The 26,524-nt window shown below is 72.4% G+C and carries 18 protein-coding genes and 1 tRNA gene; 10 read left to right on the forward strand and 9 right to left on the reverse strand.

Going from position 1 to position 26,524, the window contains the following annotated elements; translation table 11 throughout:
* Window positions 1–338: 338 nt before the first annotated feature.
* Window positions 339–1,070 carry an HNH endonuclease family protein gene (locus tag ACFYW7_RS17280; protein ID WP_389502939.1) on the reverse strand — a complete coding sequence of 244 codons (732 nt, stop codon included), beginning with the start codon at window positions 1,068–1,070 and terminating at the stop codon, window positions 339–341.
* A gap of 162 nt (window positions 1,071–1,232) precedes the next feature.
* Between ACFYW7_RS17280 and ACFYW7_RS17285 the strand changes: the two genes are divergently transcribed.
* The gene (locus ACFYW7_RS17285) at window positions 1,233–1,424 is read left to right on the forward strand and encodes an Rv0909 family putative TA system antitoxin (RefSeq protein WP_389502941.1); all 192 of its coding nucleotides are present in this window, start codon (window positions 1,233–1,235) and stop codon (window positions 1,422–1,424) included.
* 67 nt (window positions 1,425–1,491) lie between these two features.
* Here ACFYW7_RS17285 and ACFYW7_RS17290 read toward each other — a convergent pair whose 3' ends face one another.
* Window positions 1,492–2,433 (reverse strand): hypothetical protein, encoded by a 942-nt coding sequence (locus ACFYW7_RS17290; RefSeq protein ID WP_389502943.1) that lies wholly within the window; start codon window positions 2,431–2,433, stop codon window positions 1,492–1,494.
* Window positions 2,434–2,628: 195 nt separating this feature from the next.
* Here ACFYW7_RS17290 and ACFYW7_RS17295 point away from each other — a divergent pair, with 195 nt between their 5' ends.
* The gene (locus tag ACFYW7_RS17295) at window positions 2,629–3,219 is read left to right on the forward strand and encodes a TetR/AcrR family transcriptional regulator (RefSeq protein ID WP_389502945.1); all 591 of its coding nucleotides are present in this window, start codon (window positions 2,629–2,631) and stop codon (window positions 3,217–3,219) included.
* A 193-nt stretch (window positions 3,220–3,412) separates the two neighbouring features.
* On the opposite strand, the gene mfd is transcribed toward ACFYW7_RS17295, so the two are convergent.
* The 3 genes from mfd to ACFYW7_RS17310 all read right to left on the reverse strand — a co-directional run bounded on the left by mfd (window position 3,413) and on the right by ACFYW7_RS17310 (window position 10,835).
* On the reverse strand, window positions 3,413–6,964 hold the full coding sequence (mfd, locus tag ACFYW7_RS17300) for a transcription-repair coupling factor (protein WP_389502947.1): 3,552 nt from the start codon (window positions 6,962–6,964) through the stop codon (window positions 3,413–3,415).
* Between the two features lie 506 nt (window positions 6,965–7,470).
* Complete coding sequence (locus tag ACFYW7_RS17305) at window positions 7,471–10,050, reverse strand: ABC transporter permease (RefSeq protein ID WP_389502949.1); 2,580 nt, start codon at window positions 10,048–10,050, stop codon at window positions 7,471–7,473.
* Window positions 10,047–10,835, reverse strand: coding sequence for an ABC transporter ATP-binding protein (locus tag ACFYW7_RS17310; protein ID WP_389502951.1), 789 nt, complete (start codon window positions 10,833–10,835; stop codon window positions 10,047–10,049). Before ACFYW7_RS17310 ends, ACFYW7_RS17305 begins: the two co-directional genes overlap by 4 nt.
* A 451-nt stretch (window positions 10,836–11,286) precedes the next feature.
* Between ACFYW7_RS17310 and ACFYW7_RS17315 the strand changes: the two genes are divergently transcribed.
* From ACFYW7_RS17315 to ACFYW7_RS17325, 3 genes are all read left to right on the forward strand, one after another.
* A complete protein-coding gene (locus tag ACFYW7_RS17315; protein WP_389502953.1) occupies window positions 11,287–12,810 on the forward strand; it encodes an MFS transporter in 1,524 nt (507 codons plus the stop codon).
* A 259-nt stretch (window positions 12,811–13,069) separates the two neighbouring features.
* Window positions 13,070–13,609 carry a DUF485 domain-containing protein gene (locus ACFYW7_RS17320; RefSeq protein WP_389502955.1) on the forward strand — a complete coding sequence of 180 codons (540 nt, stop codon included), beginning with the start codon at window positions 13,070–13,072 and terminating at the stop codon, window positions 13,607–13,609.
* Window positions 13,606–15,240 carry a cation acetate symporter gene (locus ACFYW7_RS17325; RefSeq protein ID WP_389502957.1) on the forward strand — a complete coding sequence of 545 codons (1,635 nt, stop codon included), beginning with the start codon at window positions 13,606–13,608 and terminating at the stop codon, window positions 15,238–15,240. The genes ACFYW7_RS17320 and ACFYW7_RS17325 overlap by 4 nt, the downstream gene beginning before the upstream one ends.
* Window positions 15,241–15,482: 242 nt before the next feature.
* Here ACFYW7_RS17325 and ACFYW7_RS17330 read toward each other — a convergent pair whose 3' ends face one another.
* The 3 genes from ACFYW7_RS17330 to ACFYW7_RS17340 form a co-directional block, all read right to left on the reverse strand.
* Entirely contained in the window at window positions 15,483–16,370 is an 888-nt protein-coding gene (locus ACFYW7_RS17330) for a cellulose-binding protein (RefSeq protein ID WP_389502959.1), read from the reverse strand.
* Window positions 16,371–16,756: 386 nt separating this feature from the next.
* On the reverse strand, window positions 16,757–19,387 hold the full coding sequence (locus ACFYW7_RS17335) for an SUKH-4 family immunity protein (protein WP_389502961.1): 2,631 nt from the start codon (window positions 19,385–19,387) through the stop codon (window positions 16,757–16,759).
* A gap of 7 nt (window positions 19,388–19,394) precedes the next feature.
* Window positions 19,395–20,438 (reverse strand): SMI1/KNR4 family protein, encoded by a 1,044-nt coding sequence (locus ACFYW7_RS17340; protein WP_389502963.1) that lies wholly within the window; start codon window positions 20,436–20,438, stop codon window positions 19,395–19,397.
* Window positions 20,439–20,680: 242 nt separating this feature from the next.
* Here ACFYW7_RS17340 and ACFYW7_RS17345 point away from each other — a divergent pair, with 242 nt between their 5' ends.
* Both ACFYW7_RS17345 and ACFYW7_RS17350 read left to right on the forward strand, forming a co-directional pair.
* Window positions 20,681–21,181 carry a YwqJ-related putative deaminase gene (locus tag ACFYW7_RS17345; RefSeq protein ID WP_389502966.1) on the forward strand — a complete coding sequence of 167 codons (501 nt, stop codon included), beginning with the start codon at window positions 20,681–20,683 and terminating at the stop codon, window positions 21,179–21,181.
* A 76-nt stretch (window positions 21,182–21,257) separates the two neighbouring features.
* Window positions 21,258–21,788: an SUKH-3 domain-containing protein gene (locus ACFYW7_RS17350; RefSeq protein WP_389502969.1), complete on the forward strand. Its 531-nt coding sequence runs from the start codon at window positions 21,258–21,260 to the stop codon at window positions 21,786–21,788.
* Window positions 21,789–22,041: 253 nt separating this feature from the next.
* Here ACFYW7_RS17350 and ACFYW7_RS17355 read toward each other — a convergent pair whose 3' ends face one another.
* The gene (locus tag ACFYW7_RS17355) at window positions 22,042–23,352 is read right to left on the reverse strand and encodes a sensor histidine kinase (RefSeq protein WP_389502972.1); all 1,311 of its coding nucleotides are present in this window, start codon (window positions 23,350–23,352) and stop codon (window positions 22,042–22,044) included.
* Window positions 23,353–23,697: 345 nt separating this feature from the next.
* On the opposite strand from ACFYW7_RS17355, the gene ACFYW7_RS17360 reads away from it, so the two are divergent.
* The 3 genes from ACFYW7_RS17360 to ACFYW7_RS17370 all read left to right on the forward strand — a co-directional run bounded on the left by ACFYW7_RS17360 (window position 23,698) and on the right by ACFYW7_RS17370 (window position 26,446).
* Window positions 23,698–23,769 (forward strand) — tRNA-Gln (locus ACFYW7_RS17360).
* 119 nt (window positions 23,770–23,888) lie between these two features.
* Window positions 23,889–25,337: a bifunctional UDP-N-acetylglucosamine diphosphorylase/glucosamine-1-phosphate N-acetyltransferase GlmU gene (gene glmU / locus ACFYW7_RS17365; protein WP_389502974.1), complete on the forward strand. Its 1,449-nt coding sequence runs from the start codon at window positions 23,889–23,891 to the stop codon at window positions 25,335–25,337.
* A gap of 131 nt (window positions 25,338–25,468) precedes the next feature.
* Window positions 25,469–26,446, forward strand: coding sequence for a ribose-phosphate diphosphokinase (locus ACFYW7_RS17370; protein ID WP_389502976.1), 978 nt, complete (start codon window positions 25,469–25,471; stop codon window positions 26,444–26,446).
* The last annotated feature ends 78 nt before the right edge of the window (window positions 26,447–26,524 follow it).

Raw genomic sequence — 26,524 nt, forward strand, 5'->3', positions numbered from 1 at the left:
CACAGCCACAGCCACAGCCACAGCCACCGGCAGCAAGCCACGTGCCGCACCGGGCTCGCCCCGGAGCGGCACACCGGTGCGTCGGACTCGGCGTGCACGGTGCGGCCCGGCCCGGTTCGCCGGCCTCACGCGCCGGCACGCCGGACACCAGCGCCCGGGACACGGCGCACCGGGCGCCTCGCACGCCGCACGCCGCACGCCGCACCTCGACCGAGCACACCGTGCCCTCCGCGTCCCCGGAGGGCACGCCTGTGCCGCCAGGCGCCCCCGGCTCGCGCGGACCGCCAGTTCGGGTGGAACCGCTAGTTCGCGCGGAACCGCCAGTTCGCGTGGAACCGCTAGTTCGCGTGGAACCGCTCAGGTGCGGCCGTCGGGTTGCCGCCCGAGGGGAGTTTCTGGCCGGGGCAGCCGGACAGCACCTTTTTCATGGCCGCCTTCTCGGCGTCGGTGACCCACAGTTCGTACTTCTTCTTCACCGCCACCTGTGCGGCGACATAGGTGCAGCGGTAGCCCTTGTCGGGCGGGAGCCAGGTCGCCGTGTCACCGTCGCCCTTGCTGCGGTTGGCGCTCGCTCCCACGGCACGGAGGTTGAGCGGATCGTTGGCCAGGGCTATCCGCTTGCTCGCGTCCCAGTACTTGGCGCCCTTCTGCCAGGCGTCCGAGAGGGCGACGAGGTGGTCGATGTCGACCAGGCTCCGGCCACGGGTGAACGTGACGTCCTTGCCGCCGTAGGGATCCGGCTGGAGGACCCCGCTGGACACCCTGCAGTCGCCGTCGCTGAACTTCACTTCCTTCAGGTCCCGCTTGAGGATGTCGTCGCGGGTGTCACAGTGATTCGAGTCGGTGTCGGCCCAGGCCGTGCCGAATCGCTCCCTGCTGTATCCGGTCTTGGGCGCGCGCCCCTTGACGGCCAGCGAGTCCACGGCGGCGAGCGCGGCGCCACCTCCGCCGGCCACCGTCTCCGCCGGTTCCGAGGAACCGATGGAGTCCTTCTTGCAGCCGGTGACTCCGGCGCCGATGACCATCAGCACCACCGCGGCAGCAGCCGCTCCACCCCTCAGACGCGCCACGACGCCCCTCCCCTTCGCCTCCCCGGATCCGCCCTGCTCGGACGTGATTCCCGTCTGCCCACGGTAACGGGCGGCACTCCTCGGCCATACCCGGCATCGATGGGCAATCGGCGCATGCCGGGCGTATCGTCGGTCTGGAGTCACCTCTGGAAGGAGCTCCGGATGGGCATCCTCGACAGGTTCAAGAGCAATCGGGCGGCCCAGGACAAGGCAGCGGATATGTCCGACGCCGCGGAGAAGCAGGTCAACAAGAAGACCGGCGACAAATACACGGACAAGGTCGACGACGCGCAGCGCAAGGCCGAGGGCGCGATGGGCATGGACCGCGACCGCGACCAGCCCGGTCAGCCCTAGATCCTCTCCGAGCGATCCGCGAATCCGCACCGGCCGGCCCGCCGACCACCGCCCTCCGGCAAGGCCGTCAGACCTTGCCGATCCCCAGCGTCGTCTCCGACGGCAGCAGTCCCGACCCCAGCACCGCGACCCAGAACTCGCCGAGCAGGTCCGCGAGACGGGTGGTGCGGTCCGGGCCGAGCGACCGCCAAGGGGCGGAAGCGAGCCGGTCGGTGTGGTGCTCGACCTGATGGCGCAGCGCGCGGCCGGCGTCCGTGGCGGCCCCCTCCTCGTCCACCAGGCCGCGGGCGGCCAGCCGGGCTCTCGCCGCCGCCCACTCCCCGGGGCTCCAGCCACGGCTCTCGAAGCGCTCCACGGAGGCCGCCCCTGTCGCCGCGAAGGAGACCAGGGACTCCACCGGGTCCAGGCCCGCCACGAGCAGGGCGGCGAGGTGGCCGTCGCCCCGGTGTTCGCGCAGGACGGTCGCCGCGTGCCACAGCTGGAGATGCGGGGCCTCGGGCCAGGGCAGGTCCGCGTTCGCCGAGGCGAGTTGACGGCCGGCGGTGTTCGCGGCCTCGGCGGCGCGGCGGGCCAGCGCGGCGGCCTCGGCCAGCTCGGGGGCCGTGACGCGGTCACCGAGGATCGCGCGGTACGCCCGGTCGACGGCCCGCTCGCGCGCCGCGAGCACCTGCTCCGGACCCGCCGTCGCCCAGGCCGACTTGATGTGTTCGTCGACCATGCGCGGACTGAAGCTGTAGAAGGCGGAGGCCACCCGGTCGCCGCTGAGCGCGCCCAACGGCGCCGCGCGGTACGGGAAGTAGCTGGGCCAGCGCTCCTCGATCCCGAATCCGAGCGCCGCCGCCTCCTCGAAGGCCTCGGGCGCGTAGTAGAGCACGGCGTGCAGCGGCTCCAGCAGATGCCAGAGCCGGCGCACCTGGCCGAGTCCGACGCCCGCCTCCACCCCCGCACTCGCCCCGCCGGTCCCGCCCAGCTCGTCGGTCCCGCTCGTCCCGATGGTGTTCCCCGACATGACTCCACCCCTCGTCACGTACGACCCGTCACTACGACACACCCACAACTTGACACTGACAAGATTGCCCGAGCCCGACCAACTTGTCAACGACTAGATGCGTCGACGGCGCCGGGCCGCCCGCCCCGGACGCGCGCCCGATCCGCCCGGAGTCCCCGAACTTGGCGATGCCTAGATTCGGCGTACGCTTGGGTCATGGATCCCGTGACGACCAGCGAGTCCGTGCGCCCGTACCACCACGGGGACCTGCGCCGTGCCATCCTCGGAGCCGCTCTCGACGTGATCGCCGTCGAGGGGCCCGCCGCGCTGAGCCTGCGCGACCTGGCCCGCCGCGCGGGCGTCTCGCACGCCGCCCCGGCCCACCACTTCAAGGACCGCACCGGCCTGCTCACCGCCATCGCGGCGGAGGGCTACGGCCTCCTGGCGACCGCGCTCGACGCGGCGGGCGACCTGCGCGACGCGGGTGTGCGGTACGTACGTTTCGCGCGGGAGCATCCCGCCCACTTCCAGGTCATGTTCTCCCCGGAGCTGCTCCGCGGGAACGACCTGGAGCTCACCACGGCGAGGTCGCTCGCCGGCGGGCGGCTGCGCGCGGCCGTCTCGGCGCTCCCGCCGGAGGGCCGCGGCGCCGACACCCGCCTCGCCGGGGTCGCGGCCTGGTCCCTCGCCCATGGCTTCGCCACGCTCCTGCTCAGCCACAACCTGGACGGCCAGGTGGGCGAGGAGGACGCCGAGGAGACCTTCCACGCCCTGACGGAGATGCTGTTCCGGTCCCCGCGGCCCTGAACTCCGCGCCACCGTGCCGTACTTCGCCGGAACCGGGGGCATGTCGAACCGAACGCGCCCCCGGCCGCGCGCACCCCGGCCCCGCCCGCACCCTGTGGGCCGCGAGAACCGCGGCCCACCGGAACCCCGTGACGACCCACCGGCCGACCCGCCGGGTGGGTCGGTGGTCAGGTGGTCGGCCGGTGGAACGCCGCTACGACCCCAGGACCGAGGCCAGGAACTCGCCGGTCCAGCCGAGCAGTTCCCGCCCGACCAGCGGCTTCCCGCCGACCTTCGCGGTCTTCGGGCGGGGGACGAGGATCTGGTGGGCGGTCGGCTTGATGACCGTTCCCGGGTACAGGCGCTTCAGGCGCAGCTCCTGGGACTCCCTCAACTCCACCGGCGCGAAGCGGATGTTGTTGGCCTGGAGAACGATCTCGCCGACCCCGCAGGCGCGCGCGAGCATCCGCAGGCCCGCCACGAGGAGCAGGTTCTCGACCGGCTCGGGCAACTTGCCGTAGCGGTCGACGAGTTCCTCGCGTACGGCCTTGACGTCCTCCTCCGTGTTGACGGAGGCGATGGACCGGTACGCCTGGAGGCGCAGCCGCTCGCCCGGCGCGTACTCGTGCGGGACGTGCGCGTCGACCGGCAGCTCGATCTTGACCTCCAGCGGCGGCTCCTCCTCGACCCCGCCCTCCATGGAGGCGCGGTAGTCCGCGACGGCCTCGCCCACCATGCGGACGTACAGGTCGAAGCCGACGCCCGCGATGTGGCCCGACTGTTCGCCGCCGAGCAGGTTGCCCGCGCCGCGGATCTCCAGGTCCTTCATCGCCACGTACATGCCGGCGCCCATCTCGGTGTGCTGGGCGATCGTCGCGAGCCGCTCGTGGGCGGTCTCCGTCAGCGGCTTCTCCGGCGGGTAGAGGAAGTACGCGTAGCCGCGCTCCCGGCCGCGGCCGACCCGGCCGCGCAGCTGGTGCAGCTGGGAGAGGCCGAAGTTGTCGCCGCGCTCCACGATCAGCGTGTTCGCGTTCGAGATGTCGATGCCCGACTCGACGATCGTCGTGGAGACCAGGACGTCGAACTTCTTCTCCCAGAAGTCCACGACGACCTGCTCCAGCACCTGTTCCGACATCTGGCCGTGGGCCGTGGCGATCCGCGCCTCCGGGACGATCTCCCGGAGGCGGGCGGCCGCGCGGTCGATGGACTCGACCCGGTTGTGGATGTAGAAGACCTGGCCCTCGCGGAGCAGTTCGCGGCGGATCGCGGCGCCGATCTGCTTCTCCTCGTACGGGCCGACGAAGGTCAGCACCGGGTGCCGCTCCTCGGGCGGGGTGGTGATCGTGGACATCTCCCGGATGCCGGTGACCGCCATCTCCAGGGTGCGGGGGATCGGGGTCGCGGACATCGTCAGGACGTCGACGTTGGCGCGCAGTTTCTTCAGCTGTTCCTTGTGCTCGACGCCGAAGCGCTGCTCCTCGTCGACGATGACCAGGCCGAGGTCCTTGAACTTCGTCTCCGCGGAGAACAGGCGGTGGGTGCCGATGACGAGGTCCACGGAGCCCTCGCGCAGCCCCTCCAGGGTCGCCTTGGACTCCGTCTCCGTCTGGAAGCGGGACAGGGCGCGGACGTTGACGGGGAACTGCGCGTAGCGCTCGGAGAACGTGCCGAAGTGCTGCTGCACGAGCAGGGTCGTGGGCACCAGGACGGCGACCTGCTTGCCGTCCTGCACCGCCTTGAACGCGGCGCGGACCGCGATCTCCGTCTTGCCGTAGCCGACGTCGCCGCAGATCAGGCGGTCCATCGGGACCGTCTTCTCCATGTCCTCCTTGACCTCGGCGATCGTCGTGAGCTGGTCGGGCGTCTCCGCGTACGGGAACGCGTCCTCCAGCTCGCGCTGCCAGGGGGTGTCGGTGCCGAAGGCGTGCCCGGGGGCCGCCATGCGCGCGCTGTACAGCTTGATCAGGTCGGCCGCGATCTCCTTGACGGCCTTCTTGGCGCGGGCCTTCGTCTTGGTCCAGTCGGCGCCGCCGAGGCGGTGCAGGGTGGGTGCCTCGCCGCCGACGTACTTGGTGATCTGTTCGAGCTGGTCGGTGGGGATGTAGAGGCGGTCGCCGGGCTGGCCGCGCTTGGCGGGGGCGTACTCGACGACCAGGTACTCGCGGGTCGCGCCCTGGACGGTGCGCTGCACCATCTCGATGTAGCGGCCGACACCGTGCTGCTCGTGCACGATGTAGTCGCCGGTCTCCAGGGTCAGCGGGTCGATGGTCTTGCGGCGGCGGGCCGGCATCCGGGCGCCGTCCTTGCCCGCCGCCTTCTGTCCGGTGAGGTCGGTCTCCGTCAGGACGGCGAGCCGCAGCGTCCGGTCGACGAAGCCGTAGTCGATGGAGCCGCACGCCACGTGCACCACGGAGGGGCCGAGGTCGGTGAGGTCGGTGTCGAGGCGGGCGGCGATGCCCTCGCCGCCGAGGACCTCGACGGTGCGGGCAGCCGGACCGTGCGCCTCGGTGACGTAGACCGTGTGCCAGCCGTCGGCCAGCCAGCCCTTGGTGTCGGCGAGCGCGCGGGCGGTGTCGCCCCGGTAGGTGTCGGGCGCGTGCATGCCCAGTTTGAGGGTGTCCCCCACCCCGCCGGCGAAGGCGTCCGTGAGGTCGCCGTCCGCGGCGAACGGCGACACCGACCACCACATCATGTCCAGCTCGCGGGCCCGGTCCCGTACGTCCGCGATGGACCACAGGGAGGCCGCGCCGACGTCGATGGGGGCCTCGCCGCCTCCGGCCGTCGCCGCCCAGGACGCCTGGAGGAACTCCTGTGAGGTCGCCACCAGGTCGGCGGCGCGGGTGCGGACCCGCTCGGGGTCGCAGACGACGGCCATCGCGTTCCCGGGCAGGACGTCGAGCAGCAGCTCCATGTCGTCGACGAGGACCGGGGCGAGGGACTCCATGCCTTCCACCGCGATGCCTTCGGCGATCTTGCCGAGGAGTTCGCCCAGTTCCGGGTGGGCCTCGGCGAGCGCCGCCGCCCGGGCCCGTACGTCCTCCGTGAGGAGCAGTTCGCGGCAGGGCGGGGCCCACAGGCCGTGGTCGGCGACCTCCAGGGAACGCTGGTCCGCGATCTTGAAGTAGCGGATCTCCTCGATGTCGTCGCCCCAGAACTCCACGCGCAGCGGGTGCTCCTCGGTGGGCGGGAAGACGTCCAGGATGCCGCCGCGGACGGCGAACTCGCCTCGCTTCTCGACGAGTTCGACACGGGAGTACGCGGCTGCCGCGAGCGCTTCGACGGTCTCGCCCAGGTCGGCCGTCCGGCCGGTCCGCAGGACGACGGGCTCCAGGTCGCCGAGGCCCTTGACCTGCGGCTGGAGGACCGAGCGGACGGGAGCGACGACGACGGACACCGGGCCGGTCTCGGGGTCGTCGGGGCGCGGGTGGGCGAGGCGCCGCAGTACGGCGAGGCGGCGGCCGACGGTGTCGGACCGGGGCGAGAGCCGCTCGTGCGGGAGCGTCTCCCACGACGGGTACTCCGCGACTCCGTCCGGGGGGAGCAGGGTGCGCAGGGCCGCCGCCAGGTCCTCGGCCTCGCGGCCGGTGGCGGTCACCGCCAGCACGGTGCGGCCGGTCTCGCGGGCGAGTGCGGCGATGGCGAACGGGCGTGCGGCGGGTGGGCCGACCAGGTCGACGTGCATCCGGTTGCCGTCGGCGGCGGCCTTCACCGCTTCCGTGAGGGCGGCGTCCTTGACGACGGCGTCGAGCAGACCGTGCAGGCTCATGAAGGGCTTCCATCCCGGGGAGTGGGCAACGCGAGACGCCCGACACGTGGGACGGGCCGGGGGTGTCCAGCCTACGACCCCGGGCGCGCTCGCGCGTGGCCGTCCACCGAGGGCCCCGCCTCGCCCCACGGCCTCCCGCGCACCCCGGCCGTACGTCCTGTCACCGGTGGGCCCGGCCGCTCCTGGCCGGAACCGGTGCCTCCCGGGCGGCCGTCCCGCGCACCGCTCCCCGTCCGCCGGCGCCACGCGGGACGACCTGGCCACCCGCGCCCGCCGGCCCCGAGAGCCCACCGCCCCCGCCCGCACGGCAGCCTCTGCCGCGCCACGGGCCCCCACGCCCGCGGTGCGTGCCAGCCTCGCACACGCCGGAACCCGGACACGGAGCAGGCCCGCACCGGGCCCCGCACGCACCGCGGGCCCGGTCCGAGGAGAGTGACTCTCCTCGGACCGGGCCCGTCCCCCGCAACCCCCGTACGCGGTGGCCCGGTTCGACCGTCCACCCGCGGTTATTCGGTGGCGATCGCGTTCAGTACGTTCATCCGGCCCGCCCGGAACGCCGGGACCAGGGCGGCGAAGAGGCCCACGAAGGCCGAGCCGATGAACACGGTGATGATCGTCGGCCAGGGGATGTCGAGGATCTTCAGGCCCTCCAGGGCGAGGAGCTGCTGCGCGGTCGCGCCCCAGCCCAGGCCCAGTCCGAGGCCGAGCAGCGCGCCGAAGAGGGCGATGACCACCGACTCCATGCGGATCATGCGGCGCAGCTGGCGGCGCGAGAGGCCGATGGCCCTCATCAGGCCGATCTCCCGGGTGCGCTCGACCACGGAGAGGGCGAGGGTGTTCACCACTCCGAGGATCGCGACGATGATCGCGAGGGCCAGCAGGCCGTAGATCAGGTTCAGCATCTGCCCGATCTGGTCCTTCATGGCCTGCTTGTAGTCGGTCTGGTCGCGGACCTTGTACTGCGGATAGTCGTGCAGCGCCGACTTCAGCGACTTGTACGCGGCCGCCTCCTGCCCGTCCTTCGCCGAGGCGAAGACCATCTCGGCGAGCGGCATCTTGCCGGCGGGCACGTACTTGGCGAGCGTCGCCGTGGAGATGTACTTGGAGCCCGCGTCGATGACGACGTCGCTGCTGGTGATGGCCCGGACCGTCAGTTCGGCGGTGGCGCCGTCCTTGAAGGCGAGCTTGATCTTCGAGCCCAGGTGGACGTCGTGTTCCTCGGCGAACTTCTCGTGCACGGACATCGAGTCGGGCCGGTAGGCGTCCGCCAGGTTCCCGGCGACGGTCTTGGTGCGCAGGTCGGTGGCGTACGTCGGGTCGGCGGCGGTGACGTCCGTGTTCTTGAGCGTCTTGCCGTCGGGGGTCGTGTAGTCGGCCTCCGCGATCCGGTACTCGGTGACGCGGGCCAGCCCGGGCGTCGACTTCACGGCCTGGACCGCCTGCTTGGTGATCGGCTGGCCCCCGTCGTTCTGGATGATGAAGTCCGTGCCGACCGTCTTGTCGAGCTGGTCGCTCGCGGAGGCGACCATCGAGGAGCCGACCACCGACAGGCAGGCGACCAGCGCGAGGCCGATCATCAGCGCGGCGCCGGTGGCACCCGTACGGCGCGGGTTGCGCAGGGCGTTGCGTTCGGCCAGGCGTCCCACCGGTCCGAAGGCCCGCAGCAGGATCGCGCCGAGGACGCGCACCACGCCGCTCGCGAGCAGCGGGCCGATCACCACGAACCCGAGCAGGCTCAGGACCACGCCGAGGCCGAGCCACATCGAGCCCTCGCTCGCCTTGTCGGCGGCGGAGGCGAGGTAGAGGCCGTAGCCGCCGGCTCCGGTGAGGACCAGGCCGATCACGGCCCGTACGACACCGGCCTTCGCGTCGGCGGGAGCGCCGGCGTCGCGCAGGGCGGCCATCGGGGAGACCTTGCCGGCCCGGCGGGCGGGCAGGTAGGCGGCCAGGACCGTGACGACGATGCCCAGCGCCAGTCCGACCACCGGGGTCGTCCAGGCCACGGTCAGGTCGTCGGTGGAGAGGTTCATGCCGGTCATGCCCATGAGCTTCATCAGGCCGACGGCGATGCCGACGCCCGCGCCGACGCCGAGGACCGAGCCGGTCACGCCGAGGAGCAGTGCCTCGATCAGGACCGAGCGGTTGACCTGCTTGCGGCTGGAGCCGATGGCCCGCATCAGGCCGATCTCGCGGGTGCGCTGGGCCACCAGCATCGAGAAGGTGTTGATGATGAGGAAGATGCCGACGAGGAAGGCGATCCCGGCGAAGCCGAGCATCGCGTACTTCATGACGCTCATGAAGTCGCCGACGTCCGCGCTGTTGGCGTCGGCGGTCTCCTTGGCGGTCTGCACCTTGTAGGCGGAGCCGAGGCCGGCCGCGACGTTCTTCTTCAGCTGCGCGTCGCTGACGCCCGCGGCGGCGGTGACGTTGACGTTCGTGTAGACGCCGGTCTGCCCGACAAGTGCCTGCTGGGCGGTCCTCGTGTCCAGGTAGAAGATCGCCGCGCCGGGGTTGGTGACGGTGAAGTGGGCGATGCCCGAGATCTTCGCGGTGTGCGTGCCGACGGCGCTGATCACGCCGATCTCGTCACCGAGCTTCAGGTCGTGCTTGTCGACGGTGTCCTCGTCGACCATCACCTGGTCGGAGCCCTTCGGCGCCGCACCGGAGACGATCTTCATGGTGCGGGCTTCGTTGCTGTTCCAGCTGCCGACGATGGTGGGCGCGCCGCTGGAGGGCGACAGGTTGTCCTTGTCGGCGTCGACGACGGTCACGGCGCTGGAGAAGACAGATCCCTCCGCCGACTTCACGCCCTGCGCGGCGCGGACCTTGTCGAGCACGGAGGCCGGCATGACCGGCGGCTTGCCGTTGCCGGACGTGGTCTCACCGGTGTCCGAGGCGTTCTTGGCGCTCACCGTCACGTCGGAGGAGGTGGCCGCGAACAGCTTGTCGAAGGTCGTGTTCATCGTGTCGGTGAACACGAGGGTGCCGCAGACGAAGGCGACCGAGAGCAGGACGGCCACGGCGGACAGCGCCATGCGCCCCTTGTGCGCGAAGAAGTTGCGCATCGAGGTCCGGAGGACGGTCATGACGTCCGCCCGCGGGAGTCGAAGTCCTTCATGCGGTCCAGGACCTGGTCGGCCGTCGGCTGGTGCATCTCGTCGACGATCCGGCCGTCCGCGAGATAGAGCACGCGGTCCGCGTACGAGGCGGCCACCGGGTCGTGCGTGACCATCACGATGGTCTGGCCCAGGTCGTCCACCGAGCGCCGCAGGAAGCCCAGCACCTCGGCGCCGGCCCGGGAGTCGAGGTTCCCGGTCGGCTCGTCACCGAAGATGATCTCCGGTCGGGCCGCCAGCGCCCGCGCCACGGCGACGCGCTGCTGCTGGCCGCCGGAGAGCTGGTTCGGGCGGTGACTCAGCCGGTCCGCGAGGCCGACGGTCTCCACGACCTGGCTGAGCCACGCCTTGTCGGGCTTGCGGCCCGCGATGTCCATCGGGAGCGTGATGTTCTCCAGGGCGTTCAGCGTCGGCAGCAGGTTGAACGCCTGGAAGATGAACCCGATCCGGTCCCGGCGCAGCTGCGTCAGCTTCTTGTCCTTGAGCCCGGTGATCTCGGTCTCGTCCAGGTGGATCTGACCGCTCGTCACGGTGTCGAGCCCGGCGAGGCAGTGCATCAGCGTGGACTTGCCGGACCCCGAGGGACCCATGATGGCGGTGAACCGTCCCCGTGCGATGTCCACGTCGACATGGTCGAGGGCGACGACCCGGGTCTCCCCGGACCCGTACGCCTTGACGACCTGCCGCGCCCGCGCGGCGACGGCCGTACGCCCTCCAGTGCCCTCGTGCCTGGGAATGCTTACAGCCGATGTCACGGTATGTCTCCTAAGTCGGCCAGCGGGGGAAACCACTGGGCCCCGAATGTCTGCGAGCGATGGCGAAGGCCGCGAAGGTCCGCGTCCCCGGACGCGGTGTGCTCGGCCACGTCCGTAAGTCTGGTGCCGGAAGGGGGTCGGTCGCGCTGGTGCACGGCCCCGTCTTCTCCTGGGGAAAACCCCACCCCCGCGGGTGCGGTCCGTACGACCGGCCGCGTCCCCGACGGCGTAAAGCCAGGTTAAGGACGACCGAGGCCCCGTCTCGTCCTCCGGTGGGACGAACCCTCCCCGACCCCTGGTACGGAGGTCCCCCTAGGGGGACTCCACCCTGCGGTGGACAACTTGTCCGGGTCGCGTCCACCGTCGGGTCCACCCGGCCTGCTCCCTCCCCCGGCGTGAGGCGCGAGTGGGAAGCTGGTGCCGCCAAATAGATGCAGGGGGAAGGAATCTCGTGGGCGAGAGCGACACCGACATACCGGCCGTACGGGAGAAGGCTCCCGGCAGCGCCCGGGCCGGGACCCGGCGGCGGCGCGCCGTCGTCGCCGCGCTCATGCTGGCGATGGCCCTGGCCGCGCTCGACTCCACCATCGTGTCGACCGCCGTCCCGCAGATCGTCGGCGACCTCGGCGGGTTCTCCGTCTTCTCCTGGCTGTTCTCGGGCTATCTGCTGGCCGTCACGGTCACGCTCCCCGTCTACGGCAAGCTCTCCGACACCTTCGGCCGCAAACCGGTCCTCGTGGCGGGCGCCGTGCTCTTCCTCCTCGGCTCGCTGCTGTGCGCCACCGCCTGGAGCATGGCCGCGCTCATCGCCTTCCGTGTCGTGCAGGGACTGGGCGGCGGCGCCCTCCAGGGCACCGTGCAGACCCTCGCCGCCGACCTGTACCCGCTGAAGGAGCGCCCGAAGATCCAGGCCAAGCTGTCCACGGTGTGGGCGACCTCGGCGATCGCGGGTCCCGCCCTCGGCGGAGTCCTCGCGGCGTACGCCGACTGGCGGTGGATCTTCCTCATCAACCTGCCGGTCGGCGCCCTCGCCCTGTGGCTGATCGTCCGTCATCTGCACGAGCCCGAGCGGGCCCCGCGCACCGGGCGGCCTCGGATCGACTGGGCGGGTGCCCTCGCCGTGTTCGCCTGCGGGGGTGTCCTGCTGACCGCCCTGGTGCAGGGCGGCGTCGCCTGGGACTGGCTCTCGGCGCCCTCGGTCGCGCTGTTCGGCACGGGACTCGCCCTGGTCGGGGTCGTCGTGGCCGTCGAGCGGCGGGCCGCGGAGCCGATCATCCCGGGGTGGGTGTGGCGCCGCCGGACGATCGTCGCGGTCAATCTGGCGCTCGGGGCGCTGGGCCTGCTCATGGTCGCGCCGACCGTCTTCCTGCCCACCTACGCGCAGGCGGTCCTCGGCCTCGCCCCGGTCGCCGCCGGATTCGTGCTCTCCGTATGGACGTTGAGCTGGCCGGTGTCGGCGGCGCTCAGCCAGCACGTCTACCGCCGCATCGGCTTCCGGAACACGGCGATGCTCGGCATCGGCACGGCGAGCCTGCTCCTGCTCGCCTTCCCCTTCCTGCCCTATCCGGGCGAGCCGTGGCAGCCCGCCCTGCTGATGCTGCTGCTGGGCGGCGCGCTCGGACTCTTCCAGCTGCCCCTGATCATCGGCGTCCAGTCGACCGTCGGGTGGGCCGAGCGCGGCACGACCACCGCCTCCGTCCTCTTCTGCCGGCAGACCGGACAGACCCTGGGCGCCGCCCTCTTCGGCGCCGTCGCCAACGGGGTCCTGGCCGCGCGGCTCGGCGGCGCCGGGGACCTGGACGCCGTGACCGGCGCGCTGGACCCGGGAGCGCCGGCCGGGCAGGTGCGCCACGCGGTCGCCGACGCCGTCCACGCCGTCTATCTGGGGGCCGCGGGCGCCGCCGCCCTCGCCTTCCTGGTCCTGCTGTTCCTCGCGCCGCGCCGCTTCCCGGTGCTCGACGAACCCACGGAGTGACCCGGCACGGAACCCGCCCCGCACCGGCCCCGTCCGTCACGCGAACACACCCAATTCCCACACCCGAACTCCAGGTGTCCTCCGGCTGGGCTCCACAGGCAAACGCGGGTGACACCCCAGGTCACGGAAGTAAGCGCGTACCGACCGACCAGTTCGGCGAAAAGGTCGCGCGCCGCTCCTACCTACGAGTAGCGTGCGCCGCCACCCCCCAACTCCCTGCGGTCCCGCACCGGACCCGAGCCACGCGAGGAGAACCGGGATGCCAGACGCGTTCTCGTCCCCCGAACATCCCAGGCACCCTGAGCAGCACCCGCAGTACCCGCCGCCCCGGCCCCCGAGGGATCCGGCGTACCCGCCGTACGCCGAGCGCCCTCGGCACCCGGGGTTCCCGCCGTCCGGGCGCGCGGGCGACGCCTCCGGGCTGACCTACCCCTGGCAGCCGCAGCCGCGGCAACCCGAGCCCGTGCCACGGCGGATGCCGCGGCAGCGGCCGCTCGGACAGCACAGCGACATCAGACTCCTGCGCCGCGCCTACCGCCTTCAGCGGCGCGTCGCGACCCTCACCGCGCTCGGCTACTTCACCCTCTTCCTCCTCCTGTCGGCGTTCGCGCCGTCGCTGATGACGAGCACGGTGTCCGGCGGACTGTCGACGGGCCTGCTGCTCGGGCTGCTCCAGGTCCCCGTCACCTGCCTGTCCATCGGTCTGTACGAGCACACCGCGCGCCGGCACGTCGACCCGGTCGCGGACCGGATCCGCAAGCAGGCCGAACTGGACACGAAGCGGGAGGCGGCACGATGACGGGGTTCAGCAGTTCCGCGCAGACGATGTCCCTCGTGGCGTTCACGGCCGTCGCCACGATCACCCTGCTGCTGTGCGTGATGACCGGCCCGGACCGCGACGACCTCGACGAGTTCTACACCGGGTACGGATCGCTCTCGCCGATGCGCAACGGCCTCGCCATCGCCGGGGACTACATCTCCGCGGCGACCGTGCTCGGCACCGGCGGCGTCATCGCGCTGGCCGGCTACGACGGGGTCGTCCTCGCCCTGAGCACGGCCCTGTCCCTGATGCTGCTGATGTTCCTGCTGGCCGAACCGCTGCGCAACGCGGGCCGGTTCACGATGGGGGACGCGCTCACGCGCCGCGCACCGGGCCGCGCCGTCCGCAACACGGCCTGCGCGGTGACCATCGTGGCGCTGCTGCCGCTGATGCTCGTCCAACTGGCGGGCGCGGGCGACCTGCTGGCGTTCATCCTCGGCTTCTCCAACGACTCCATCAAGACCGGCTGCGTCATCGGTCTCGGCGCGCTGATGATCAGCTACGCGGCGATCGGCGGAATGAAGGGCACCGCCCTCATCCAGATCCTCAAGATCGTGATGCTGCTCGGCTCGGGTTCGGTGGTGGCCGTCCTCGTCCTGGCGCGCTTCGACTGGGACACCGGCGCGCTCCTCGACGCCGCCGCCGCGAACAGCGGCGCGGGCGCCGCCTACCTCCAGTCGGGCCTCCAGTTCGCCGGCGGCCCGAACCCCCGTCTGGACATGATCACCTCGGAGCTGACGGTCGTCCTCGGCGGCGCCTGCCTCCCCCACATCACCATGCGCATGTACACGGCGGGCAGCGCCCGTCAGGTACGCCGGTCGCTGTCCTGGGCGGTGCCGTGCGTGGCCCTGTTCGTCCTGGTCATCAGCGTCATCGGCTTCGGCGCCACCGCCCTGACCCGACGCGGTGCGATCGCCGCGGCCGATCCCCAGGGCAACACGGCCTATCTGATGGGCTCGCAGGCCGTGTTCGGCACGTCCGTCTCCACGGCCGAGACCCTGCTGTTCACGACCGTGACGACGGCGATCTTCCTGACCCTGCTCGCGTCCGTCGCCGGGATGATCCTGGCCTGCGCCAACTCCCTGGCCCACGACGTGTTCGCGCACAGCAGGTTCTTCCGGGGCCGTCGCCACGACGACGAGATGTCACCGCGCCGCGAGATGCTCCTCGCCCGCCTCTCGGCCCTGGCGGTGGGGGCGCCGGCCATCCTGCTCGCCACCCTCGCCCAGCACCGCAGCCTGCAGCCGCTGGTCACCCTGTCCTTCTGCATCGGCGCCTCGGCGATCGCGCCCGCGCTGGTCTACAGCCTCTTCTGGCGCCGCTACACCCGCACGGGCCTCCTCGCCACCCTCATCGGCGGCACCCTCACGGTCCTGCTCCTCATGCCCGGCACCAACCTCGTCTCGGGCTCCCCCACCGCCGCGTTCCCGGACGCCGACTTCAACTGGTTCCCGCTCACCACGACCGGCCTCGTGTCGATCCCGCTGGGGTTCGCCTACGGGTGGCTCGGAACAGTGGCGTCGGGCCGCCGCAAGGCGGAGGAGCAGCGCGGACAGTACGAGGCGGTGGAGGGCTGGATCCTGGCGGGAGCGGTCCGCAGGGGACGGTGACAGCGGCCGCACGGGGCCGACGGTGGCGGTGGCGGTGGCCATACTCCGCCGACGGGAGCCGTACTTCGTCGACGGCGGCGGCGACGGGAGTCGTGTTCCGCCGGCGGCGAAGGGAGCCGATCGCCCCTCTCACCCGGCGGCGGCGTGCGAGGGCCGCCCCCCTGTCCGCGGGCCCGCTCCCCGCCCCCGAGCCCCGCTCCCCGTCCTCGGTGACCCGCCCCGTTTCCGCGAGGACCCGCCCGCTACTCGGCCGGGGCCCGCCCCGTGAGCGACATGAGGCTGCTGCGCACGTGGTCCATGTGGGCCCGTACGTCGTCCCAGCGCTCCCCGTGCTCACGCAGCACCCGCTCGGTCTCCCGGACGATCCGCTCCTCGTCGGCCCTGGCCTTCGCGAGCAGTTCGGCGGCCCGCGCCGCCGCGTCCTCCTGCCCGTGCCGGTCCGACTCCTCCACCGCCGCGAGGGCCCGGCCCGCCTCGGCGAGCGACGCCTCGGCGCGCGCCAGACGTTCGGCGTGGTCCGCGTCGAACGCGGCCTCCCGCTCGGCGACGGCCCGCTCCGCCTCGGCCCGCCGCGCCGCGTGCTCCTGTTCCTGGACGGTGAGCAGCGCCTCCGTCCGCCCGCGCACCTCGCGCAGCGCGACCAGCGCCTCCCCCCGGTTCTCCTTCACCTCGCGCCGCGCGGAGACGCGCACCTCGTCGGCCTCGGCCCGCGCGTCGAGCAGTCGCCGCCCGGCCCGTTCCTCGGCCTCGCCGCGCACCCCGTCGGCGTACGCCCGCGCGGCCTCCCGGATCTCGTGCCCCGCGGCCTCGGCCGCCTCCACGGCCTGCCGGGCCTCGCCCCGCGCCGCTTCCCGCAGCGCGGCGGCCTCCTCCTCACCGAGCTGGAGGATCCGCCGCGCCCGCTCGCCGAGTTCCTCGTACGTCTGCGGGACGAGCCGCGTCACGGCCTCACGCAACCGTTCCGCCTCGGCCTCCATGTCCTTCGCCAGCACGGTGAGCCGGGCCGCCCGCTCCCACGCGGCGTCGCGGTCCCGGGAGAGTGCCGCGGCGTACCCGTCGACCTGTTCGGGACGGTAGCCACGCCCCCGTACGGTCACGAAGCCGTGCGGCGACACCCGTGCGCTGCTCATCCTTGGACCCCTCTCCGCCCGACACCCACGAAAAGACGATTTCGCGCACATCTTGATGGATCACACGGAAGTGTTCATAACGCGACACTCCGCCCACCCGTTCGGCCGAAGAGAGGTCCGCCGCCAGTCAATTGGGATCAGGGGCCCGAAGCTGGGCGCCGGACGGCACACGAAGGAGGACGGTGCCCGGCCCCGTACCCGTGCACCCGTGCTCCCGCACGCCGGCGCGGACCCGGGTGAGCGCACCCGAGGGCACGACGAAGGCGCCCGGCCCGTCATCACGGGTCGGACGCCTCATCCGTCCTACGGTCACCTAGGTCGCGCCGGTCACGCCCACCGTGCGGGTCCCCGGGCTCGCCCCGGCCGCCCCTGCCGGCGCGCCGCGGCTAGAGCAGCCCGTCCCACATCTCCTCCAGCAGGACCGCCCACCAGTTCTCCGGCGAGTGGAGCGCCGCCGGGTCGAGCGAGGCGAGCTGGGCCTGGAAGTCGACGGTCCAGCGGCCCGCCTGCTCCTGGTTGAGGCCGAACCGCAGCCGCCACATCCGGCCGAGCAGCGCGAGACAGCGCGCGAACTCGGGCAGCCCGGTGTTCACGAACTGGGGCGGCACCGACCCGCCCCCGGGACCGGCCTCCACCGGGACCGCGACGATGTTCGCCGTCCCGTACTGGACACAGATCGCCTTGCCGAAGTCGCTGCCCATCACGAGGTACGAGCCCGCGTCCGGGGAGGCCGCCACGCCGCGCTCCTGCGCCAGCTCGGCGAGGGTCGGCACCGGACGGCCCGGCTGGGCCTGCGCCCAGAAGAACGGCCCCATGTCGACCGGCAGACCGGCCACCACCAGGGTGTGCGCCACGACGTCGGGGACGCCCTGCCGCGACACGGCCGCGTGGTCGAACCGGAACAGCCCCGGTCCGAACGCCGCCGCCAGCTCGTGCCCGATCGCCTCGGGCGGGATGGGCGGCGCGGGCTGCACCGGCGGGATCGGCGCCCTGATCGGTGCCGGGCGCGCGGGTCCGTCCGCCACCTGGTGCAACTCACCCTGATGCGCCAGGAGTTGATACATCCCCTGCTGCCGGCTCGCGTGATCCGTGCCGTACGGCGCGATGCTCGTGATCCGTACCTGCGGGAAGGTCTCCCTGATCATCCGCGCGCAGTACGCGCCCGGCAGCTCACAGGACTCCAACTCCGTGTGCAGCTCGAGAACTTGCTGCGGCGGCACGTTCATCGCGCGCAGCTCGTGCAGGATCTGCCACTCCGGGTGCGGCACCCCCGGGGCGGACCGCCGGATCAGCTGCTGCTCCGACCCGTCCTGCGCCCGGTAGCGCAGCACGGCCTGATAGCCGGGCCCGACGGTCGGCTGCCCGGCCTGCGGGTAGCCGTAGGCCGGCGGCTGCTGCCCCGGAAGCGGCTGACCGTGCGCGGGGTGGGGTCCGGGCGCGTGCGGGGGCGCTGGCGCGGCCGGACCTCCGACGGGAGGCCCGGCGAACACGGTCGCGGCGTGATGCGCCTCACCCGGAGGCGTCGCACCGGGAGCGGGCGTCTGCCGCCAGGGACTGCCGGGAGCGCCGGGAGCACCCGGCGGCTGCGGCACGCCGGGGCCGCCCACCGACGGACCGGCCAGCATGGTCGCGGCATGGTGCGCCTCACCCGGGGGCGTGGCACCGGGAGGCTGCGGAGCACCCGGCGGCTGCGGCGCGCCGGGACCGCCCACCGACGGACCGGCCAGCATGGTCGCGGCGTGGTGGACCCCGTCGCCCGGAGGCGTGGCACCGGGAGGGCCCTCGGGCCCTCCGGGTCCGTCCGGCCCGAGCTGGGAGACCAGTTGCGTCGGCACGTAGCCGCCCGCGGGCGCACCCGGGGCACCCGGCCCGGGCGGCGGAGGCGTGGCGCCCGGCCGCGCCCCCGGCACGCCGGGGGCGCTCGGCGGGGGCGGAGCGCTCGCGCCACCCCCACGGGCCCCGCGCGGCGGCGCCTGCGCCTTGCTGGTCGCGGCGTCGGCGATGTCACCGGCGTTGGGCGGCAGCGGGCGCGACGGCGCGGGCGGGGCGCCGGGGACGGACGGAGCGGGCGGCGGCGTGCCGGGACCCGTGCCGGGGCCCTGCGGATAGCCGTACGTGGACGCACCGGGCGGCGGGGTGCCCTGGTGGGCGCCGGACCCCTGCGCGGGCGGCGGACCGCCGGGCAGGCCGTGGCCCGGCGAAGAACCGTACGGCGCGGGCGCGTTCGGATCGCCGGGTACGGGTGACAGGGTCGTGCGCGGGAGTTGGCTGCCGCCGGACATCAGGGCGGTCTTGGCCTCCGGCGGCGCGGCGGGCGGCGGGGTGTCGGAGCCGTCGACGTCGCTCAGCTGCGGCGCGAACACGGTCGCCGGAAGCGGAACCGAACGGTCGTCGCCGGCATCGGCGTTCGTGTCCGTCCCCGCCCACGGGGTCGCGTCCACGGGAACGTCCGGTCGCGCGTCCCGCGGGACCGGGACCGGGTCGTCGTCGGTCGCGGCGGCCGGCCACGCCGTGGCCCCACCGGGAACGGGCTGGGTGCCGGGCGGCGAACCAGCGCTCCCGGAGCCTCCGTTCGACGCGGCGGCGGGCCGGGAGCCCGCTCCGTCGGACGCGGCCGGTCCCGAACCGGAGCGCCGGTCCGGGATCCCCATCCGGTCCGCGGCCTCCTGCAGCCACTCCGGCGGACTCAGCAGGAACGACGTCTGGTTCAGATCGACCCGGGCCGCGGGCGCCGGCGCCGGTTCGGCGGACGCGTCCGTCACCCCGTACTCCTCCTCGTACCGGCGGACGACCTCGCCCACCGGCAACGCGGGCCACAGCGTGGCCTCCCCGCTGTCCCGCGCGATGACGAGCCGCTGCCCGCCCCCGTCGGAGCGGGGGCCCTCGGCCCGGTCCTCCGCCCAGACGACGAAGCCGAGTTCGAACTCGCGTACCCGCACCTCACGGTGCTGGTACCCGGGAACGTCCCCGTTGATCCACTCTTCCGCGCGCTCCTGCGCCTGTGCGAAGGTCACCATCGCAGCCTCACTCCCCCACCGAAGACGCCGAAGACGCCGAAGAGACCGACGGGACGGGTACGGAGTACGCGAAACCGCCGTCCACCATCAGGTTCGCCACCGTCTCCAGCTCCGGCGGATTGCCGGCGAGCCGGGACAGGAACTGGTCGAAGTCGTCGCCGCACGGCAGCAGCAGCCGCTCCACCCGCTCGGCCGGCGGCCAGGCGTCCTGGTCGCGGGCGTCGTCGAACGCGCAGAACCAGACCGACCCGATCCGGTCGCCCTTCACCTTCACGGCCAGCAGACCGCCCTGCACGAACCCGACGCCCAGGTAGTCCTTGGTCAGGTGGTCGCGCAGACACTTGTTGACGTACACGAGGTCGTTGACGGCGGCCTCGTCGCGCACGGTGAAGAACGGCTGGTCGACCAGGAGTCCCAGTTCGGCGTCGAGCGCCGCGCCGACCGGCGCGCACCCGCCCGCCGCCTTCAGGAACGACCGGTAGGCACCCGGCAGTCGGTAGCCGAGGTCCTCCTCGACCCCCTGGACCTGCTGCTCGGTCACCGCGACCGACGACCTCGGCAGCCCGAAGTGCGCGGGCCGCGTCTCCTGCAACGGCCGCGTCCCCCGCTTGGAGTGATCGACCGCCGTGGTCGCGACACCACCGTGGTGCCGGAGCAACGCCTTCACCTCGACGGGGATCAACTCCAGCCGCCGGGTGCCCGCCACGTGATGCCACGTCCAGCCGTGCGGTGTCGCCACGGACGGAATCGTGTCCCACAGCTCGTGCCCGGAAGCGGCGAGAGCGGCGTTCGCGGAGACGTAGTCCGTCAGCCGCAGCTCGTCGACGCCGAAGCCTTCGGGGGGCTCGGCGATCTCGGCGGCGCCGCGCGCGTAGAGGGAGAAGTCGGGATAGCCGCGATCGTCGATGCGTACGCCTCTGGGATGGCGGGCCGCCCGGACGGGGTCCGGGAAGTGCACGACCTGCCCGGCGTAGGCCGCGTTCGGCGGCGCGGCTTGTCCCCCGGCCTGACGGCTGGGAGGTGCCCCCAGCCCGAGCCGACCTGTCGTCATGGCGGTTGCCCCCTGCGGCGATCTCGGTAACTGGATTGAAGTAGCTGGATGGAGCGCGGATGTCGACAGCCTATTCGGTTGTACGACACCGGTCACCGGGGCTCCGGTTCCGTGACCAGCCGTCACTTGCCGTGACCGTGAGACGAAGACCTGGCGTGTCGCACCGCCCCAGCTTCCGCTCCCGCCGCGCCGTTTGGCAGTCTGTCTCCGCACCGGGGGATGCACGGGAGGGAAAAATGATCATGAACGCGACGCATACGGGCACGTCCGGGGACCCCCGGGTCGGCTGGAGCAGCACCGAGGCACCGAACACCCCCCTCCTGCTGCACCGCCGCGACGGCATACTCCCCACCGTCGCCGCCGCACTCTCCGTGCGCGGCGCCACCCTCACCGGCACCGCCGCCCGCGGCGACCAGCCACCCGCGCTCCACCCGCTGGTCCAGGAGTTCCTCGACACCCTCACGAACACCCAGCGCGACCGCTTCACCGGCCGCTGCGCCGAGGCCATCCTGATCTCCCGGCACATCGCCTCCGTCGACGCCGAACGCAGCAAGCGCGCCGCCCGCAAGCCGATGACCAACGGCGAGGCCCGCAGGGCCCTCAAGCAGGCCAAGCTCACCGCGCGCCGGATCCGCGAGGACGGCGACCCGCTGCACGGCAGCTTCGCCCCGCCCTGCCGCTCCTGCACGGCGCTCAGCGACCACTTCGGCGTACGGGTCGTGGACCCGGCGGCGGAGGACTGAACTCCCCCGACCTCGCACACGTACTGGTGACGGCGTCCCGACGCCGATGTCCCATCCCTCGACGAACGAAGGGCAGATGCACACCGATCGCGTCTCCTCCCATCTCTTCTCCCCCTCCGGGCAAGGGGGATCCGGCTCACGCTTCTCCGACCCCGTGGAAGCGGCCCTGCGTTCGGCCGGGTGGCAGCCGGGACGCTGGGACATAAAGCAGGCCGAGTACTGGGCCGACACGCTGCGCGGACACGCGTCGCCGGCCGGACACCGGCACTCCGTGTTCCCCGCGGCGGTCGAGGCGTGGGCGGAGTTCGGAGGCCTGCGGGTCAGCGCCACGGGGCCGGGGCGCCAACTCGCGCCCGCCAGGCTCCATCTCGACCCCCTGCACGGGCTGCACATGGCCCGTACCCTCGGTGACCTGGGCCGGGCGCTCGACACGGAGGTCTGCCCCCTGGGCGAGGAGTCCGACTCCCACGCCCTGCTCGCCATCGACGCGGAGGGGCGCGTCTACACCCTCGACCACACCGGCGACTGGTACCTCGGCGCGCACATCGACGCCGCCGTCACCACCCTCCTCACCGGCACCGCACCCACACGCCTCACCTCCGCCTGACCGTCCGGACCACCTTCCTCCGCCCCCTCCCCGGGGCTCCGGCCCGGCCCCCGCTCCTCAAACACCGGAGGGGCTGAGATTTCCCGGCAGAAGGGGCCGTGCCGGTACATCCCGAGGTCCGTCGCCCACGTCCGGGTCGAGCAGCAGTTCGCACATTCGACCAGTGCCTGATCCAGCGGCGACGGACCGGATGCACCGGCACGGCCCCGACCCACGACCGACCCGCGCCCGGAACCGACGATCGCCCGAAGAGCTACGCCGGCAGCACCGCCGACACCCGGAAACCGCCCGCGTCCGTGGGTCCCGACACGAACACACCCCCCAGCGCGGCCACCCGCTCCTTCATCCCCAGCAATCCGTTCCCCCCGCTGGGCAACCCCACGGACGACCCCGGCTCCACGTCCGGCGGACACTCGTTCTCCACCTGCATCGCGATCTCGGACACCCGGTGCGCCAGCCGGACGTACGTCTTCGCCCCCGCCGCGTGCTTGTGGACGTTCGTCAGCGCCTCCTGCACCACCCGGAAGGCGGTCTGCTCGATCTCGCGGGCGTACGAGCGCGTGCCCCCCTCGACCGACAGGGCCACGACCATCCCCGCGGCCGCGGACTGCCCGATCAGCTCGTCGATCTCGGCCAGGCGCGGCCCCTCGGCGGACCCGAAGGCGTCCGCCGCCCGCGACGCCGCGGCGGCCGCGGCCGCCCCCACCGCCGCCAGCGGCACCGGCCGCGCCCGCGCGTCCAGCCCGTCCCCGGTGCGCAGCACGCCCAGCATCTCCCGCAGCTCGGTGAGCGCCTGGCGGCCCATGTCCCCCACCAGCGCGGCGTTCTTCACGGCCTTCTCGGGATCCTTCCGGGCGATCGCCTGGAGGGCCGCCGCGTGCACGACCATCAGGGAGACCCGGTGCGCCACGACGTCGTGCATCTCGCGGGCGATCCGGGTGCGCTCCTCGTTCCGCGCCCACTCGGCCCGTTCCTCCGCCCGCTCCGCGAGCAGCTGCAACTCCCGCTCCAGCGAGTCCGCCCGCTCCCGCAGGCTCTCCATCAGCCGCCGCCGGGCCCCCATGTACAGCCCGAGCAGCACGGGTGCCGCGGTCATCCCGACCGCCGTCGTGATCGAGGCGAACGGGACCAGCCAGTCCCCCATCGGCACGTCCCCGCGCTTCACACCCTGGTGCGTCCGGACGAACGTGACGATCAGCATGCCGGCGAAGGACATCCCCGCCAGCGCCGCGGTGATGCGCCGCGGCAGTTCGGACGCCGCGAGCGTGTACAGCCCGACGAGTCCCATCAGATAGCCCATCTGGGCGGGCGTGATCGCGATGGACACCAGGACGACCGCGATCGGCCACTTCCGCCGGACCAGCAGCGTCGCCCCGGCGATCACCCCGAACCCGACGCCCACCGGGACCGGCAGTCCCGCGTCGTGCGCGAACCGGACCCCCTCGCCGCCGCACTCGACCGTGGACACGAGGGCGAGCCCCGCGTCCAGTACCGCACTTCGCCATCCGACCCACCACCACGGGCCGGTCCCGGCCGTGGTGCGCTCTTCCCCCGTCGTGGTCATGCGTCCAGCCTACGGTCGCCCCCCGGCCCATTTCCGGTGAGTTTCTCCTACTGGCCTACACCACACCCCGCCGTCGAACAGAAGCGAAACCGCCCGATATCCCTCGAACTGCTGAATCGATCACTGTTCGATCACGGAAGCCGCGATTCCACCCCGCCCGCCGCCCGGGAGCCGCCGGATTCCGCACGGGCCCGACCTGACCGCCGCGCGCCCCGCCGCCGACGCCCGCCCGTCTGCCGCGCGGGGGACGCCGAGTTGCACCGTCGCACGGAGGGCGCCCGGTACGGCATAGTGTTGGGTGCCGACTCGACGAGCCGACCGAATGTCCGGCTCCATCGGGCTCCATCCCCCGTGGTGTAATTGGCAGCACTGTGGCTTTTGGTGCCATCTGTCCGGGTTCAAGTCCTGGCGGGGGAGCTTTACCAGATACGGGTCCTGACAGCACTGTCAGGGCCCACTCTCATGTCCCTCCTGATTCGCCCCGGTATCCTGCGGATGTCCACCCCCCAGTCATCCGAAGCCGAAGGGCATACCCCGTGAGCGCCAATCGCCCGGCAGCCGTCGTTGTTCTCGCAGCCGGCGAGGGCACCCGTATGAAATCGGCCACACCCAAGGTCCTGCACGACATCTGCGGACGCTCCCTCGTCGGTCATGTGCTCGCCGCCGCTCGCGAGTTGGACCCCGAGGACCTGGTCGTCGTCGTCGGGCACGCCCGCGAGAAGGTCGTCGCGCACCTCGCGGGCATCGACCCGGACGTCCGGACCGCGGTGCAGGCCGAGCAGAACGGCACCGGGCACGCCGTACGGATGGCCCTCGAAGAACTCGGCGACACGGTGGACGGCACCGTCGTCGTGGTCTGCGGCGACACCCCCCTGCTCAGCGGCGGGACGCTGCGCGCGCTCGCCGCGGCCCACACCGCCGACGGCAACGCCGTCACCGTGCTGACCGCCGAGGTCCCCGACGCCACCGGCTACGGCCGCATCGTGCGGGACGGCGCCGGCGGCACGGTCACCGCGATCGTCGAGCACAAGGACGCGAGCGACTCGCAGCGCGCCATCCGCGAGATCAACTCGGGCGTCTTCGCGTTCGACGGCCGGCTGCTCGCGGACGCGCTCGGCAAGGTGCGCACGGACAACAGCCAGGGCGAGGAGTACCTGACGGACGTCCTCGGCATCCTCCGCGAGGCCGGGCACCGCGTCGGCGCCGCCGTCGCCGACGACCACCGCGAGATCGCTGGCATCAACAACCGCGTACAGCTCGCCGAGGCCCGCCGCGTCCTGAACGACCGGCTGCTCACCGAGGCCATGCTGGCCGGCGTCAGCGTCGTCGACCCCGCGACGACCTGGGTCGACGTGACGGTCACCTTCGAGCAGGACGCGATCGTGCACCCCGGGACGCAGCTCCAGGGAGCCACGCATCTCGCCGAGGGCGCCGAGGTCGGCCCCAACTGCCGCCTGAAGGACACCCGGGTGGGCGCCGGCGCCCGCGTCGACAACACCGTGGCCGACACCGCCGAGGTGGGTCCGCGGGCGACCGTGGGTCCGTTCGCGTACCTCCGCCCGGGCACCCGGATCGGCCCGAAGGCCAAGGTCGGTACGTACGTCGAGACGAAGAACGCGACGATCGGCGAGGGCACGAAGGTGCCGCACCTCACGTACGTGGGCGACGCGACGATCGGCGAGTACTCGAACATCGGCGCGGCCAGTGTGTTCGTGAACTACGACGGGCAGGACAAGCACCACACGACGATCGGCTCGCACTGCCGTACGGGTTCGGACAACATGTTTGTGGCTCCCGTCACGGTCGGGGACGGCGCGTACACCGCGGCGGGCTCGGTCATCACCAAGGACGTGCCGCCCGGTTCGCTGGCCGTGGCCCGTGGCCAGCAGCGGAATATCGAGGGCTGGGTGGCCCGCAAGCGTCCGGGAAGCGCGGCGGCGAAGGCCGCGGAGACGGCTTCCCGGGGGCCCGCGAGCGAAGACTGACCGGAAAGCGGCACGTCCCGAACGGCGTACCGTGATAGGTGCACACCCGCACCCCAGCTGAGCAGGTCTCTCGCAATCCAGCTGAGACGACCTCTCACGCCCACTGAGAAGACCTCTGAGGAGACAGTGCTGTGACCGGGATCAAGACGACGACCGGCGAGAAGAAGATGATGTTCTTCTCCGGCCGCGCCCACCCCGAGCTTGCCGAGGAGGTCGCCCACAAGCTGGGTGTCGGGGTCGTCCCGACGAAGGCCTTCGACTTCGCGAACGGCGAGATCTACATCCGCTACCAGGAGTCCGCGCGCGGCGCCGACTGCTTCCTGATGCAGAGCCACACGGCGCCCATCAACAAGTGGATCATGGAGCAGTTGATCATGATCGACGCTCTGAAGCGGGCCTCCGCCCGGAGCATCACCGTGATCGTGCCCTTCTACGGTTACGCCCGTCAGGACAAGAAGCACCGCGGACGTGAACCGATCTCGGCGCGTCTGATCGCGGACCTGATGGCGACGGCCGGCGCGGACCGGATCCTCACGGTCGACCTGCACACGGACCAGATCCAGGGCTTCTTCGACGGACCCGTGGACCACCTGTTCGCGCTGCCGATCCTCGCCGACTACGTGGGCGCCAAGATCGACAAGTCCAAGCTCACCGTCGTCTCCCCGGACGCCGGCCGAGTGCGCGTCGCCGACCGCTGGTGCGACCGCCTGGACGCCCCGCTGGCCATCGTGCACAAGCGCCGCGACAAGGACGTCGCCAACCAGGTCACCGTCCACGAGGTGGTCGGTGACGTGAAGGGCCGCGTCTGCGTGCTCGTCGACGACATGATCGACACCGGTGGCACCATCTGCGCCGCCGCCGACGCGCTGTTCGCGCACGGCGCGGAGGACGTCATCGTGACGGCCACGCACGGTGTGCTCTCCGGCCCGGCGGCAGACCGTCTGAAGAACTCCAAGGTCAGCGAGTTCATCTTCACGGACACCCTGCCGACCCCGGGCGAGCTGGAGCTCGACAAGATCACGGTGCTGTCGATCGCGCCGACCATCGCGAACGCGGTGCGTGAGGTCTTCGAGGACGGCTCGGTCACGAGCCTGTTCGAGGAGCAGTAGGCCCCGGCCCCGCCGGTCGCCTAGATCGATTTCTTGTACGGCCTCCCCGCCCCGTAAGCTGTCACAGTTGCTCGGCGA

It is taken from the genome of Streptomyces sp. NPDC002580 (assembly GCF_042889485.1).
In the GTDB taxonomy this organism is placed as follows: domain Bacteria; phylum Actinomycetota; class Actinomycetes; order Streptomycetales; family Streptomycetaceae; genus Streptomyces.